Origin of the sequence: Bacillus oleivorans (assembly GCF_900207585.1) — a bacterium.
Lineage (GTDB): Bacteria > Bacillota > Bacilli > Bacillales > JC228 > Bacillus_BF > Bacillus_BF oleivorans.
In genome coordinates this window covers 228,516-243,180 of the sequence record NZ_OAOP01000005.1, presented here as the reverse complement: position 1 = coordinate 243,180, position 14,665 = coordinate 228,516, and the positions used below count along the sequence as shown (strand labels likewise).

At 39.5% G+C, this 14,665-nt stretch carries 13 protein-coding genes and 1 riboswitch; of the genes, 3 read left to right on the top strand and 10 right to left on the bottom strand.

Annotation, left to right across the window (positions count from 1 at the left end; all coding sequences use genetic code 11):
* Positions 1–4: 4 nt before the first annotated feature.
* Entirely contained in the window at positions 5–616 is a 612-nt protein-coding gene (locus tag CRO56_RS13035; protein WP_097159048.1) for a succinate dehydrogenase cytochrome b558 subunit, read from the bottom strand.
* Positions 617–947: 331 nt separating this feature from the next.
* On the opposite strand from CRO56_RS13035, the gene CRO56_RS13030 reads away from it, so the two are divergent.
* Positions 948–1,388, top strand: coding sequence for a YslB family protein (locus CRO56_RS13030; RefSeq protein WP_097159047.1), 441 nt, complete (start codon positions 948–950; stop codon positions 1,386–1,388).
* A gap of 84 nt (positions 1,389–1,472) precedes the next feature.
* On the opposite strand, the gene CRO56_RS13025 is transcribed toward CRO56_RS13030, so the two are convergent.
* Together CRO56_RS13025 and uvrC are read right to left on the bottom strand one after the other, a co-directional pair.
* Positions 1,473–2,708, bottom strand: a complete 1,236-nt coding sequence (locus tag CRO56_RS13025; protein WP_097159046.1) for an aspartate kinase — start codon at positions 2,706–2,708, stop codon at positions 1,473–1,475.
* Between the two features lie 211 nt (positions 2,709–2,919).
* A riboswitch (Lysine riboswitch) is annotated at positions 2,920–3,099 on the bottom strand.
* 63 nt (positions 3,100–3,162) lie between these two features.
* Positions 3,163–4,938, bottom strand: a complete 1,776-nt coding sequence (uvrC, locus tag CRO56_RS13020; protein ID WP_097159045.1) for an excinuclease ABC subunit UvrC — start codon at positions 4,936–4,938, stop codon at positions 3,163–3,165.
* A gap of 159 nt (positions 4,939–5,097) precedes the next feature.
* Here uvrC and CRO56_RS23240 point away from each other — a divergent pair, with 159 nt between their 5' ends.
* Positions 5,098–6,036 (top strand): M15 family metallopeptidase, encoded by a 939-nt coding sequence (locus tag CRO56_RS23240; protein ID WP_245855873.1) that lies wholly within the window; start codon positions 5,098–5,100, stop codon positions 6,034–6,036.
* A gap of 504 nt (positions 6,037–6,540) precedes the next feature.
* Here CRO56_RS23240 and trxA read toward each other — a convergent pair.
* The 6 genes from trxA to CRO56_RS12985 form a co-directional block, all read right to left on the bottom strand.
* Entirely contained in the window at positions 6,541–6,855 is a 315-nt protein-coding gene (gene trxA, locus CRO56_RS13010) for a thioredoxin (RefSeq protein WP_097159044.1), read from the bottom strand.
* Positions 6,856–7,105: 250 nt separating this feature from the next.
* Positions 7,106–8,083: an electron transfer flavoprotein subunit alpha/FixB family protein gene (locus CRO56_RS13005; protein ID WP_097159043.1), complete on the bottom strand. Its 978-nt coding sequence runs from the start codon at positions 8,081–8,083 to the stop codon at positions 7,106–7,108.
* Between the two features lie 27 nt (positions 8,084–8,110).
* The gene (locus tag CRO56_RS13000) at positions 8,111–8,884 is read right to left on the bottom strand and encodes an electron transfer flavoprotein subunit beta/FixA family protein (protein ID WP_097159042.1); all 774 of its coding nucleotides are present in this window, start codon (positions 8,882–8,884) and stop codon (positions 8,111–8,113) included.
* Positions 8,885–8,958: 74 nt separating this feature from the next.
* Positions 8,959–9,732, bottom strand: a complete 774-nt coding sequence (locus CRO56_RS12995; protein WP_097159041.1) for an enoyl-CoA hydratase — start codon at positions 9,730–9,732, stop codon at positions 8,959–8,961.
* Between the two features lie 41 nt (positions 9,733–9,773).
* Complete coding sequence (locus CRO56_RS12990) at positions 9,774–10,361, bottom strand: fatty acid metabolism transcriptional regulator FadR (RefSeq protein ID WP_097159040.1); 588 nt, start codon at positions 10,359–10,361, stop codon at positions 9,774–9,776.
* A gap of 185 nt (positions 10,362–10,546) precedes the next feature.
* Entirely contained in the window at positions 10,547–12,250 is a 1,704-nt protein-coding gene (locus tag CRO56_RS12985; RefSeq protein ID WP_097159039.1) for a long-chain-fatty-acid--CoA ligase, read from the bottom strand.
* A 303-nt stretch (positions 12,251–12,553) separates the two neighbouring features.
* Here CRO56_RS12985 and CRO56_RS12980 point away from each other — a divergent pair, with 303 nt between their 5' ends.
* Positions 12,554–14,122, top strand: coding sequence for a SpoIID/LytB domain-containing protein (locus CRO56_RS12980; protein WP_097159038.1), 1,569 nt, complete (start codon positions 12,554–12,556; stop codon positions 14,120–14,122).
* A 138-nt stretch (positions 14,123–14,260) separates the two neighbouring features.
* Here the strand turns inward: CRO56_RS12980 and CRO56_RS12975 are convergent, their stop codons facing one another.
* Positions 14,261–14,665 (bottom strand): DUF350 domain-containing protein, encoded by a 405-nt coding sequence (locus CRO56_RS12975; RefSeq protein WP_097159037.1) that lies wholly within the window; start codon positions 14,663–14,665, stop codon positions 14,261–14,263.

Below are 14,665 nucleotides of genomic sequence, written 5' to 3'. Positions count from 1 at the left end.
TACTTTAAGAAATAAATGCTGTTAGTGTGTTTACTGCTACATATGAAAGGGCGACAAAGATAATTAAAGTCACATATGTAGTAATCTGTTGTGAACGTGGTGTAACTGTAAGTCCCCAGCTTACACAGAAAGACCAAAGGCCATTCGCAAAGTGGAAAATAGCAGAAATAACACCGACAACATAGAACCAGAACATAAATGGATTCGATAATATGTTTTCCATCATGTCAAAGTTTACTTGTGCTCCAAAAGCAGCTTGAACACGTGTTTCCCACACGTGCCATACAATGAAAATAAGCGTAATAATTCCAGTGACACGCTGCAGTAAAAACATCCAGTTTCGGAAAAACCCTAATCGGCTAATGTTGTTTTTGGCTGTAAATGCAATATAGATTCCATAAATAGCATGGAATAACAGTGGAAGATAAATCACAAAGATTTCAAGAGCAATCCGGAAAGGCAGGCTTTCCATAAAATGTGCAGCCTGATTAAACGCTTCTTCCCCACGTGTAGCAAATTGATTGACAACCAAATGTTGGATTAAAAAGATCCCTATTGGAATGACACCCAATAGCGAGTGTAATCTGCGATTTAGAAACTCGCGATTATTTGCCATGCAGCTAATACCCCCCTCAAGTCTATAAATTATGCAGAATAGTCACTTCTACATATTGTTGAAATGTGACATGTTCATTTTACTCCCATTGGGATAGAGCGTCAAGAAACCGGATTCATAATAAAACCGCTTTTTCTTGAAATTATAAATATATTAGAATCATTAATCTTGAAAAAAAATATGCTTTTTTCCTTGCAGCTAAAGTATACTAAAATAGCATTTATAAAAGGGATCATTTACCTTTAATTATCTTTAATTGGACACGAATCACTGCTTCTCAAATAATGATCTAGTCCATATAATAGTTTTATAGAAAGAAGGGATCCGTTTCATGGAGCAAATACAATTTTTGGAAAAAATAGCTGAACAGAATGTTCCCGCCTCTAGCATTATGCTGATGAGAGAATGGGTCATCCCAGAGCTATTACGTAATCATTCAGACTCTGTTTTATATTGGTCCGGAAAGAAGTTAGCACGAAGCTTTCCCTGCCAAACCATAGATGATATCGCCTTATTCTTTGACAGAGTAGGATTTGGCACATTAACTATTCTTTCGGAAAAAAGTGAAAAGCTGGAATTTCAGCTGAGTGGTGAAATTGTCTCATTAAGGTTTGACCTTAATTCAGAACCATCTTACTTCTTGGAAGCTGGTTTCCTTGCAGAACAAATTCAGACTCAAAAACAGGTGATTTGCGAGTCCGTGTTTCAAACAAAAAAACGCGGAAAAATCGTTATCTTTACAGTTCAATGGGACCAAAAGGATTCAATTTAACTGCAGACTTCAGTCACTATCCCACAAAAAGCAAGAATAAAGGGCAGTCCTAGCACACATTATGGCAGGACAGCCCTTTTTTATTTAATTAACGGATGTAGCAGCAACTTCACCTAATTTAAAAGCTGCATGCAACGCATTGGCCGCATCTAACATTTTTTCCTGTTCGATAACAGCCGATACTTTAATTTCTGAGGTACTAACCATCTTGATCGCAGCATCAATACCTTCAATGACTTCAAACATTCGAGCGGCTACTCCCGGATTAGAAATCATTCCTGCCCCTACAATAGAGACCTTCGCCAATCCAGTTTCTGATTCCACCTTATCAAACCCAATTTCATTGCTGTATTTTTCCAGGACAGACAATGTATTCTGAACATCCTCATCATGAATCGTAAAGGACAGACTGCTCTTCTTTTCTCCTGTATTGGCCTGAATAATAATATCAACATTAATATGATTTTCCGCTAAGCTTCTAAAAACCTTAGATAAAGTGGCATGTGAATTATCTAATCCAAAGAGAGTCATTCTCGTCACATTTTTTTCAAATGCCACTCCCCGTACTACTAAACCATTCTCCATCTGAGCTTCCTCCTCAATGATTGTTCCTCTTTCTCGTTCCATACTTGAACGAACCTCTAACGGAATTTGATAGTTTTTCGCAAATTCAACTGCTCTAGGATGCAAAACTCCCGCGCCCAAATGGGCGAGCTCGAGCATCTCTTCATAGGAAATACGATCCAGTTTACGGGCGTCCTTTACATATCTGGGATCGGAAGTGTATACGCCCGTAACGTCCGTGTAAATATCACATCGGTCTGCTCCTAATGCAGCAGCCAATGCAACAGCTGTTGTATCAGAGCCACCCCTGCCTAGGGTCGTTATTTCACCATCACTCGAAACCCCTTGGAATCCAGCGACAATGACGATTTGATTTTCGTTTAAGAGACTTTGAATTTTCGAAGCATCAATATCCGTAATCCGAGCATTTGAAAACACCTTTTCAGTTTGAATACCTGCTTGCCAGCCTGTAAGTGATACAGCCTGATGTCCCATCTCCTGCAGAGCAATCGATAGCAGGGAAATGGTCACTTGTTCACCTGTTGCTAATAGCATATCCATCTCCCGTTTTGAAGGATATGCGGATAAATCGTTTGCTAAGCTAACGAGCTGGTCAGTTGTTTTCCCCATAGCTGATACAACGACTACAGCCTGATGACCCTTATTTACCTCTTCTAATACACGATGTCCCACATTTCTTATTCTTTCTGTTGTTGCAACAGATGTTCCGCCAAATTTCTGAACGATTAGTCCCACTGCCTGATCTCCCTTTCTTTTAGGTGTACAAAACTAATTGGATGACGAAGAGGTGTTCCGATTCTGAAATAATCCAAGGGTCCAACTATCACACAACACATGAGTTGACTTTACAATACCAATGAACAGCCAGTTATCCCTCTTTAAATCAAAAAAGGACAATGAGGATTCTCTCATTGTCCGGGATTTAGGCCATGTAAAACCACACACAATGTGAGATAGCACTCCAAGATTTACTGATCTTGACAGTCCTGTATTTGTTCAACACAGAACCAGCGGAAAACGGTATGAGCCATTTTCCACTTCGGCGAACGTCCCTTTCAAAACCCATCACAGAGGCTCATCCCTCTCAGGCGTTTTTACTTTTGAAATTCGCACCTCTATCATCACTTTACTGGATAAAAGTATGAAACTTTGCCTCTCATTCTACCACAGAAGAATGCGAGTCAACAACCTATTGTTTTAATTTTTCTAAAAGGGCTTCTGCCACTTGGATCGGAATTCCAATTTCATGCAGTTCCTCTATAGTAGCTTCTCCAATTTTTTTAACAGACCCAAAATGTTTTAACAGCATTTTCTTTCGCTTTTCACCTACACCAGGAATATCATCGAGGGCAGATTGAAAGGCATGTTTTCCTCTCTGCTCGCGGTGGAACGTAATCGCAAACCGGTGAACTTCATCCTGAATGCGCTGCAGCAAATAAAATTCCTGTGAATTATGAGAGAGCTCTACTTTTTGCAATGGGTTTCCATAAAGCAGCTGGGATGTTTTATGTTTCTCATCTTTCGAAAGTCCGGCTACCGGAACAAAAAGGTTCAATTCATTTTCAAGAACATCCTTTGCCGCTTCAATTTGCCCCTTCCCGCCGTCAATAATAATAAGATCAGGGAGAGGCAATTCCTCTTTTAAAACACGTGTATAACGACGCCGGATTACTTCCCGCATTGTATTATAATCGTCCGGTCCTTCGACGGTTTTAATCTTATATTTCCGGTATTCCCTTTTCTCTGGCCTGCCATCAATAAATACAACCATCGCAGATACGGGGTTCGTCCCTTGAATATTAGAGTTATCAAAGGCCTCAATTCGGTGAGGAGTATAGATATTCATCACTTTTCCTAAATTTTCGACTGCCTTAACTGTTCTTTCTTCATTTTTTTCGATTAAAGCAAACTTTTCTTTTAGAGCAATCGAAGCATTTTTCGCTGCTAGCTGGACCAATTCTTTTTTCTGACCCCTTTGCGGCTGAACAACTTTGACTTCTAACAATTGTCCAGCTAACACCGCATCTAATTCAGGCGGAAGCAAGATCTCTTTTGGCTTAAAGTGATTCTCTTTTTCATAAAACTGGCCAAGAAACGTAAGGATTTCCTCTTCAGGTTCATCATAAATCGGAAACATGGATACATCTCTTTCGATTAGCTTTCCCTGCCGGACAAAAAAGACTTGCACACACATCCAGCCTTTATCAACAGCATATCCAAACACATCCCGATCGGTAAAATCGGTTGAGGTGATTTTTTGCTTTTCCATCGTTGTTTCAATATGAATAATCTGATCCCTAAATTCCTTTGCTCTTTCAAAATCAAGATTTTCAGAAGCCTCTAGCATTTTTGCCTCTAGCTTCTTTTTAATATCCTTATAGCCGCCGTTTAGAAATTTTGTGATTTCCTCTGTCATTTCTTTGTAGGTTTGCTGGCTAACCTCATTTACACAAGGGGCTAGGCATTGGCCTAAATGATAATAAAGACATACTCGATCTGGGAGAGTAGAGCATTTGCGAAGCGGATACAGTCTGTCTAGCAATCGTTTCGTTTCATTAGCAGCCTGAACGTTTGGGTAGGGGCCAAAGTACTTTCCCTTATCCTTTTTAACTTTACGAGTAGTTATAAGTCTTGGATGCCGTTCTGCTGTCAGCTTAATAAATGGATAGCTTTTGTCATCGCGCAGCATCACATTATATTTAGGGTTATATTTTTTAATTAAGTTCAGCTCTAAAATAAGAGCTTCGATATTAGAAGATGTGACAATATATTCAAAATCCTCAATCTCACTTACAAGTCGTTGTGTTTTTCCGTCGTGCGATCCGGTAAAATAAGAACGAACCCTATTTTTTAAAAGTTTAGCTTTTCCAACATAAATAACCGTACCCTGACGGTCTTTCATTAAGTAACAGCCTGGCTGTGCAGGCAAAAGTGATAATTTATGCTGGATTTGTAATGAAGTCATAGTCTTCACCCTTTTTCAACTTACTGCCCTTTATTTTACATCAACTCTAACGGATTTACGATACTAGAGTTTTCGCTTAATGACATGGCGCACTGTAACTTTTTGACAGGGAAATCGTCTTATAACTGAACTAGGAAAATATTAAAAAGGGGAACAGCAATGAAAAACAAGTGGACTATTCCTTATATCTGTTTTATTCTCAGCGGATGCGGAATTTCAGGACAGGAAGCATCTGAGAAAACACCAGCTGATCAGGTGATTGAACCGCCTGCTGAAAATACTGAAGTGATTGAAGAGCCCGGATTGCCTCTAGAACAGAACCAGGATGAAGAGAATCAACCTCCGGCTGAAGAAAATACAGATAAAAATTCAGCCAATCAAGATACCAATGAAGAAGGTAATCCTCAAGACGAAGAGGAAGCGAGCGATAAACCAGAAACTGTAACTCCTCCAGCTGAACCGGAAAAAAATAATCCGGAATCAGAAAATCAGGAGCCTTCAATTCCGACAGTTGCCAATCCAACTGCTATTACCGTTATGGTTAATAAGTCTTTTAAACTTCCAGATAGTTACAGACCAGCCGATTTAGCGAGACCAAGTGTTGCTTTTGTCTTTGGAAATCAACAGTTAGAAAAAGCATTGCTGCGGGAAGAAGCGGCACGTGCCCTCGAAAATATGTTTGCTCAAGCCAAAAAAGAGGAAATCACTCTTTTAGCCGCATCTGGATTTAGATCCTTTGAAACTCAAACTGTTTTATTTGAGAATGAAGTAAAACAGGTTGGATATGAAAAAGCCAGCATGGCCGTTGCCTACCCTGGCACAAGTGAACACCAAACAGGGTTAGCTATGGATATTACAGCCGCGAGCGTAAACTATATTCTTACTGAGGAATTCGGTGAAAAGCCTGAAGGAAAATGGCTAGCGAATAACGCGCACAAATTTGGGTTTATCCTTCGCTATCCGCTTGGAAAAGAAAGCATTACCGGTTATCAATATGAACCTTGGCATTTCCGTTATGTCGGAACTGAAATGGCAACAGAAATCTTCGAAAACAAGCTTACTTTAGAAGAATATGTTGGGCAGAAACAAGGGGTATAGGCTAGGTATAACCGTTTGTTTTGATAATTAATTTGACCCTCACAGGGTGAATTCGGCAAGGATACCCGCGAGCTCATATGGATTTGTCTTAATGATTTCCTTTTTTTACGGACATACGATCCTTTATTTTCACAAAAATGCTCGTTTTAGGAAATTATAGGACATACGTTCCTTTATTTGCAGTGAATCAATCAAAAATTGCATGTTTTTCCCTTAATAAAGGAACCAGTGTCCGCTAATTCTAAAAATCGCTGATTTTGTCACAGATAACGGATCCTATGTCCTTTAGCAATCTGCAAAGCATAATACTCGCTGAGAAAGTTGAGTTGATAAACCCAGATTAAGTGAATAATTATTGGCAGTCGCTCTTATCAACAAGTAAGAGCGACGTTTTTTTGATGAGTTTTGCCTGGTATTGTTACGGTTGCAGTCCGTCCAATTACCGCCTATTGTCCGTAAATGAAAAAACTGCCGGATATTCCGGCAGCTTAGAAAATAAGTGCTTTATACGTGTTTGCTTAATAGTTCTTGGAGGGCTTCTTTTGGTTGGTAACCAACAACTTTGTCAACAACTTGACCGTCTTTAAAGACGATTAAAGTCGGGATACTCATAACACCAAAAGCTCCTGCTGTTTCTTGGTTTTCATCAACATCAAGCTTAACAATTTTGACTTGGTCGCCCATTTCAGAATCTAGTTCTTCTAAGACTGGGGCAATCATTTTACACGGTCCACACCATGGTGCCCAGAAATCAGCTAATACGACACCTTCAGCTGTTTGTTGTTTAAAGTCTTGATCACTTACATGTGAAATTGCCATCTTCCATTCCTCCTATAGTAAGAAGCGTTTTGTAAAGGGAGTATATCATGTTGTAAAAGGGAAAGCGAACGATTTGCTTATCGGCATCATTCATAGATTCCCCTATAGATAGGCTGATATACAAATGATGAACAGTTTGATTAAAGCCGTTCTACCTACATGATAGTAGATGTTTCCATTTAAGTCGAGTTAATTGCTTGCATTTAATCTGAAACAAAAAAAGAAAGCTCCCAAAAAGAGCCTTCTCCAATTAGGCATTAATTTTTAGTTTCTTGAATTCCTCTGTTAGCATCGGAACGACTTCAAAGAGATCGCCGACGATTCCATAATCAGCTACTTTAAAAATATTAGCTTCAGGATCTTTATTAATGGCGACAATGACTTTTGAGTTAGACATTCCTGCTAAGTGCTGAATCGCGCCTGAAATGCCGCAGGCAATATATAAATCTGGTGTAACTACTTTACCCGTTTGCCCGATTTGCAGTGAATAATCACAGTAGTCTGCATCGCAGGCTCCCCGGGAAGCACCAACGGCTCCGCCTAAAACATTGGCTAATTCCTTTAATGGCTCAAAGCCTTCTTTACTTTTAACACCGCGTCCCCCAGCAATAATCACTTTGGCTTCTGAAAGATCGACACCTTCACTTGCTTTTCGGACTACTTCTTTAATAATTGCTCTTAAATCCTTAATATCAACAGATAACGTACTGACATCACCTGCTCTGGATTCATCTTTCGCTAGAGCATCGATATTGTTTGGACGAATTGTAATAAATACGATTCCATCTGTAATGATTTTTTTCTCAAACGCTTTACCCGAGTATATTGGGCGAGTAAATATTAGATTACCTCCAGCCTCGTCTATCGCTGTTACATCAGAAATCAAACCATTTTGCAGTTTGCTCGCGATTCGCGGAGATAAGTCTTTTCCTAAAGCTGTATGGCCAAAGACAATTCCTTCTGGTTTCTCTTGCTCATAAACAGCCATAAACGCCTGACTAAAGCCATCTGATGTATAAGAAGCAAGATTTTCATGTTCGACTGCCACTACGCGGTCGGCTCCATATTGAATGAGCTCATTTCCAAAAGCGCTTACAGAGCTTCCAAATAAAACTCCGACTACTTCTCCTCCGCCTGCAATCGTTTTGGCAGCAGCAATCGCTTCAAAAGAAACATTTCGAAGTGAACCATCTTTAACTTCCCCAAGTACCAATACCTTTTTTGCCATGATTTGACCCTCCCAGTTGTTCTTTTCCTAAATTACTTTCGCTTCTGTTCTAAGCAGCTGGACAAGCTCTTTGACTTGATCCTCAAGCTCGCCATCCAAAATTTTTCCAGCATCCTTTTTAGGAGGTAAGAATATTTCAATCGTTTTCGTTTTAGGTGCCACATCGTCTTCTTCCAAATCTAAATCATCCAGTTCGAGTTCTTCCAAAGGTTTTTTCTTCGCCTTCATGATTCCTGGTAAAGATGGATAACGAGGCTCATTTAATCCCTGTTGAGCTGTCACTAGTAGAGGGAGGCTCACTTCCAGCACCTCAGAATCCCCTTCAACATCCCGTGTAATTTTCGCAACACTTCCGTCAATTTCTAAATTTGTGATAGTTGTTACCGATGGAATACCAAGCAAATCAGCCACTCTTGGACCGACTTGTCCGCTTCCTCCATCAATTGCAACATTCCCAGCCAGAATAAGATCTGGATTTTTATCTTTCAAATAATGAGCTAGAATTTGGGCAGTTGTAAATTGATCTGATGCTTCCAAATCATCTTCTGTATTAATTAAAACCGCTTTGTCTGCCCCCATTGCCAATGCCTTACGAAGCTGCTCAGCAGCATCTTCGCCCCCAACTGTAATAACAGTTACTTCACCGCCGTGCTTATCTCTTACCTGAATTGCTTCTTCTACGGCATATTCATCATATGGATTAATGATAAATTCAGCGCCATCTTCTTGAATTTTCCCGTTGGATAAGGTGATTTTCTCTTCCGTATCAAACGTTCGCTTCAATAGTACGTATATGTTCATAGTTGAACCCTCCCAATCCAAACAATTATTCGTTAATTGAAAATTCCATTAAATATACTATTCGATACCCTCTGCTATTTTCCTTTAAACTCTGGTTTCCTTTTTTCCAAAAAGGCTTGAATTCCTTCCTTGGCATCCTCAGATTCAAAAACTGTTCCAAAATAGCCTGCTTCACGGTCAGACCCTTCAGACTGTTGGCTATTTCGGGTATAGGACATGAGTGATAATACTGCTTTTACTGTAATAGGGCTTTTTTGAGCGACTTTTTTTGCTAGTTTCATAGTTTCTTCAAAAAGCTCCTCCTCGGGAAATGCTTGGTTTGCCAGCCCCAATTTTACTGCATCACTTCCAGAGATTGGTTCACTTGAGAATAGCATTTCTAGGGCTTTTGCCTCTCCTACAAGTTTTGGCAGCCGCTGTGTCCCGCTGAACCCTGGGATTAATCCTAACTGAAGCTCAGGCAGCCCTAGTTTGGCATTGTCTGATACGAATCGAATATGACAGGCCATGGCCAGTTCAAGACCGCCCCCTAATGCTGCTCCATGAATAGCAGCAACAATTGGCTTTGGAAATGTTTCAATTCGGTTAAAAACATCTTGGCCATATTTTGCTAATTTGCTAAACTCCTTACCGGAAGGGATCGAAGTAAATTCCTTTATATCTGCGCCTGCCGAAAAAAATCTGCCTTCCCCTTTTAATACGATGACACGAACTGAGTCATCCTGCTCTAACTCATCTAATAGACAGGATATTTCGCGAATTAAATCAGAAGAGAGTGCATTGGCTGGCGGACGATCAATGGTAGCGGTTACAATATATTCGTTCCTTTCCCACTGTAACAAGCTCATGTAAGTTTCCCCTTTCTTAGCTAAAGGGAGAAAATAGAAACCTATTTTTCCCCTTTACACCCTACTAGTAATAGTTCATGTACTTTTGGTGCAAGCTCAGGCAAGTTGTATTTTTGATCCTTCATGACCCAATTTGTCACCGTTTCATCGAGTGTTCCAAATATCATTTGCCGGGCTAAACGGATATCTAAATTCTTGATAAATTCGCCCGTTTCTACACCCTGTGATAAAATACGATCAACAAGCTGTAAATATCCTTTTAACACTTCATTAATTTTTTTGCGCAGCTCTTTATTCGATTGCCTAAGCTCTAACTGGGTAACGATCGCTAAATGCGGATCTTGTGACAGCATTAAAAAGTGGTTTTCAATCAGAACCTTTAGCTTTGCAGCTGCTGTTTCTTCGTCACTTATCAATGCATCCAGTCTCTCAATAAAGGAGCCCATTTTTTCTTGAAATAGAGAGATTAAAATATCTTCCTTATTCTTAAAATAAAGATAAATAGTACCATCCGCGACTCCAGCCTGTTTAGCGATCTTTGATACCTGTGCCTGGTGATAGCCGTTTTCTGCAATTACCACCACAGCTGCATCAATAATTTGTTTAAACTTTGGTTTGTTTTTCTTCACGTAATGACCACTACCTTGTTAGATATACGAAGCATGTAAAATCATGATTTAGCTGATTGTTTCAATTATGAATGAACAATCATTCATAATTTTATAGTAAATGGAATTCTTAATTGTGTCAAGAAGATCCTCCTATTTTAGTCTTGTCCCAAATCTTGAAAAAAAGAAGGAAAAACAAAAAATCTTTACGCGTTCTTTCTCTCTTCTTCAAGCTTTCTTTTATCCTCGTCGACCAGTACCCTTCTTAAAATTTTTCCTACTGCAGTTTTTGGCAATTCTGATCTAAATTCATAGATACGAGGAACCTTATAAGCTGCAAGTGCCTTGCGCGCAAATTGATCCAATTCCTGTTCTGTTGCAAACTTTCCTTCTTTTAATACAACGTAAGCTTTTACCGTTTCACCGCGATACGGATCTGGTACTCCTGCAACTACAGCTTCTTGAATAGCCTCATGCTCATAAAGGACCTCTTCAATTTCACGAGGATATATATTGAATCCTCCAGCAATAATCATATCTTTTTTACGGTCCACGACATAGAAATAGCCGTTTTCGTCCATATAACCCATATCACCAGTCAGCAGCCATCCATCCTTAAATACTTGTTCTGTCTCTTCCGGACGGTTCCAGTACCCCTTCATGACTTGAGGACCTTTTACAGCAATTTCGCCAATTTCATTTGGCGGCAGCGGTTCTCCAGTTTCAACAGACAAAATAGCAGCATTTGTATCTGGCCACGGCACTCCAATACTTCCTTTCACCCTTTCTTTATCCCACAGAAAATTAGCATGTGTAACAGGAGATGCTTCAGTTAAGCCGTAACCCTCTACTAATTTACCGCCGGTAACTTCTTCGAATTTAGTTTGAACCTCAACAGGAAGAGGAGCTGAACCGCTGATACATGTGTCTATTGAAGACATATCATAATTCTTTATATCAGGGTGATTAAGTAAGCCAATATAAATGGTTGGTGCACCAGGGAATAGTGTAGGTCTTTCTTTTTCAATCGTTTTCAAAGTTGTGGTTGCATCAAACTTGGGCAGCAGTACCATAGTTTGCCCGTCCATGACGGATAATAGCATTACCGCCGTCAGCCCGTACACATGAAAAAGCGGAAGGATTGCGAGAACAGTTTCTTCCCCTTTTTTGCATTTATACATCCAGGCTGAACTCATGACAGTATTTGCAATTAAATTTTTATGAGTCAGCATTACCCCTTTCGGAAAGCCAGTCGTTCCGCCTGTGTACTGAAGTAATGCCAAGTCTCCATCAATATCAATATCAACATCTGTTTCGATATCAGCTGTTTTTCCATTCTCCATGACATGTGTGAGGAGATGATGATTTTGTTCGTGTTCTACTTTAACAACAATGCCATATTGTTTCTTCTGAATAAATGGGTAGATCAGGTTTTTCGGAAATGGTAAATAATCCTTGATAGCGGTTACAAAAATATGTTCAACATCGGTTTCATTTTGTACCTTTTTCACACGAGGAAACAAGATGTCCATCGTTACAATTGCTTTTGCTCCAGAATCCTTTAATTGGTACGCAAGCTCGCGCTCGGTATATAAAGGATTAGTTTGGACAACGATTCCCCCTGCCATTAAGATTCCATAGAAAGCAATAACATTCTGAGGACAATTTGGAAGCATAATAGCAACACGATCGCCTTTTGCAATTCCTAATTCACGCAGATAGTTCGCTAGCTTCAGTGAAGATAAATAAAGTTCCTGGTAGTCAAGAGATTTTCCCATAAATCGAATAGCAATGCGATCAGGCATAGATAATGCTGTATCTTTGAGGTAATTTTGTAGTGGTTTAGAACCATAATCAAGACTCTGTGGAATTTCGCTTGGGTACTCATTTAACCAAGGTCTTTGAGTCATGTAAAAGCAACCCCCCTTTATTAATTGTAAGAACATTCTAACTGTTCTTTATTCATTATAGTATACATACCTACACCATACAACGAAATTCACCCAATGCCAACTTAAAATTTCCTAATCCTCTGTTCCTATGAAGAAAGTCTTATATTTTGTAAAAGCGACAAGTTTCATCTGTGAGTATTGAACCATTTTATTCGAATTTTGTTATTTTTTGCTACCGGCCAAAAGGGTTTTTCCCTTACTCCTTGAATTGTTTAAAATGGATCCATTTTTTTGATTGATCAACAGGAAGGTGGTAAAGAAATGATTAACAAGATGTTAAAGGTTTTTTTTGCAATTGCACTTGTAAGCGTTTTATTTACGCAAGGAAGTATATTTGCAGCAGAAGCAGAAGAACCGATTATTCGTATTGGGGTTGTTCCAACTGCTGAAACGATTCAAATCGGAAGTAATGGAAGCTTCGAGATCAAAGATAAGGTTACTGGGAATGTTCTTTTTACTGGGACCAATGAACAAGTGAGAGTGGACCTCAGTTCGACATCCAATGTAAGGACAAATTATATGTTGCAGGTGGCGTTTTCAACAAGCAATGCCTACATACAGGACTGGTTAACCCGTGCAGAAACAGCGGGCTATCCAACGTATATCGAGCCTTACAATAATGGCTGGCGTCTTTTAATAGGGGAATTTCCGGCTGATGCTTCCTTTGCTGTACGAACTGCATTTAAAAATGAAGTGATAGCGAAAGGACTTGCAGCAAGTGATGCCTTCTGGAGGATTATCACAATTGTTGAAGGAGAATCTTCACTAAAGTTAACGAAAGGCGAATCAGAGGTGACAACTTCCAATCCAGTTGTCATTACATCTTCAGACAGTCTTGTTAAGATTAACGGCAAGCAATATCGAGGTATTGGTGAAATAGGCTTCAACAGTAATGGAACGTTAGCTGGCATTAACGAACTTCCAATTGAACAATACCTGTATGGAGTCGTTCCACTAGAGCTGCCTCCTGTCCCTTATGGAGAATTAGAAGCACAAAAATCACAAGCTGTTGCTGCCCGGACGTATGCTCTTTCCAATATGGGAAAACGCAGCAGTGATGGCTTTGATCTTCTCCCAACTACTTCAGATCAAGTATATGGAGGATATGACAGTGAACATCCCATCTCAACACAGGCAGTCCAAGAAACAAGAGGTGTGGTTGCAACATACGAGGGTAAGTTAATTACAGCTGTTTATAGCTCAACTACGGGAGGCTACACAGCTAACAACGAAGATGTCTGGAATACTGATCCAGTTCCATATCTGCGCGGCGTGCCTGATGCTAACCGCGGCCAAGCATTTGAACACGTTCCAACTTTAGAGGTATTTAAAAATCACAGCAATCTAACTTCACTTCGCAACGCTGGTAATGGCGCTTATGAATCTGATTGGTCACGCTATCATCGCTGGACCGTTGATTGGACTAATGAAGAAATTAGTGAAGTATTAAGCACTTCCTTTAACACAGAAGTCGGGGAAGTTTATGAAATTAATGTAACAGAACGTTCTAATTCTGGACGTGTATTAGAAATTGAATTCGTTACTGAAAATGGAACGTTTTATGAGTATAAAGACAGAATCCGTACGGCTCTAAAATATGTTTTAGACAGCGGAGCACAAACATCATTAAGAAGCACTCTCTTCTTTATTGAGCCTGTGATTGATAATAGCAAGAAGGAATTGATTGGCTTTAAGGCTTACGGCGGCGGATGGGGGCACGGTGTTGGCCTTTCGCAAACAGGTGCAGTAGGAATGGCTGAAAAAGGACATTCTTATGAAGAAATCCTTAAGCATTATTATCAAGGAATTGAACTTGAAACTAGATATTAAAAATAGAAGGGAGCCAAATGCGGCTCCCTTTCTTATCTATCCGTTTATAACTAAATAAATAATACCTACTATAAAAAATACTCCACATACAGCAAACAATATTTTTGCTAATTTCTCTAACAAAATTTAAAGCCTCCCTTAAATTCCTGCCCCAACCACATATGACAAGCCAATAGAGATTACCATCGATATAAAGCCTACTGCTTTATTATTATTTTCAATTTCTTCATCTATTTTAAATTTTGGTGTTAAAAATTCAAAGATAAAATAGGCAACTAAAAGGAGAAGAAATCCATATACTCCCCAGCCAATCATATGAAACAGTGTATCATGCTGTTGAATAGAGTGACGAAATATATTGGCAATCCCAAATATTTTCCCTCCTGTGGCAAAAGCAACGGCCATATTTCCTTTCTTAATCTGCTCCCAATTATTATATTTAGTGACCAACTCAAATATAGTCAGAAAGACAATCATACAGAGAACCACTACACTAAAGTATGCTGCGGTTTGAATCAGGCTATTTTCCCAAAAATCACTCAT

Excerpts from the sequence above, each read along its gene's own strand:
- CRO56_RS13035 (WP_097159048.1), bottom strand. The coding sequence starts at position 616 with ATGGCAAATAATCGCGAGTTTCTAAATCGCAGATTACACTCGCTATTG.
- CRO56_RS13030 (WP_097159047.1), top strand. The coding sequence starts at position 948 with ATGGAGCAAATACAATTTTTGGAAAAAATAGCTGAACAGAATGTTCCC.
- uvrC (WP_097159045.1), bottom strand. The coding sequence starts at position 4,938 with ATGACTTCATTACAAATCCAGCATAAATTATCACTTTTGCCTGCACAG.
- CRO56_RS23240 (WP_245855873.1), top strand. The coding sequence starts at position 5,098 with ATGAAAAACAAGTGGACTATTCCTTATATCTGTTTTATTCTCAGCGGA.
- trxA (WP_097159044.1), bottom strand. The coding sequence starts at position 6,855 with ATGGCAATTTCACATGTAAGTGATCAAGACTTTAAACAACAAACAGCT.
- CRO56_RS13005 (WP_097159043.1), bottom strand. The coding sequence starts at position 8,083 with ATGGCAAAAAAGGTATTGGTACTTGGGGAAGTTAAAGATGGTTCACTT.
- CRO56_RS13000 (WP_097159042.1), bottom strand. The coding sequence starts at position 8,884 with ATGAACATATACGTACTATTGAAGCGAACGTTTGATACGGAAGAGAAA.
- CRO56_RS12995 (WP_097159041.1), bottom strand. The coding sequence starts at position 9,732 with ATGAGCTTGTTACAGTGGGAAAGGAACGAATATATTGTAACCGCTACC.
- CRO56_RS12985 (WP_097159039.1), bottom strand. The coding sequence starts at position 12,250 with ATGACTCAAAGACCTTGGTTAAATGAGTACCCAAGCGAAATTCCACAG.
- CRO56_RS12980 (WP_097159038.1), top strand. The coding sequence starts at position 12,554 with ATGATTAACAAGATGTTAAAGGTTTTTTTTGCAATTGCACTTGTAAGC.
- CRO56_RS12975 (WP_097159037.1), bottom strand. The coding sequence starts at position 14,665 with ATGAGTGATTTTTGGGAAAATAGCCTGATTCAAACCGCAGCATACTTT.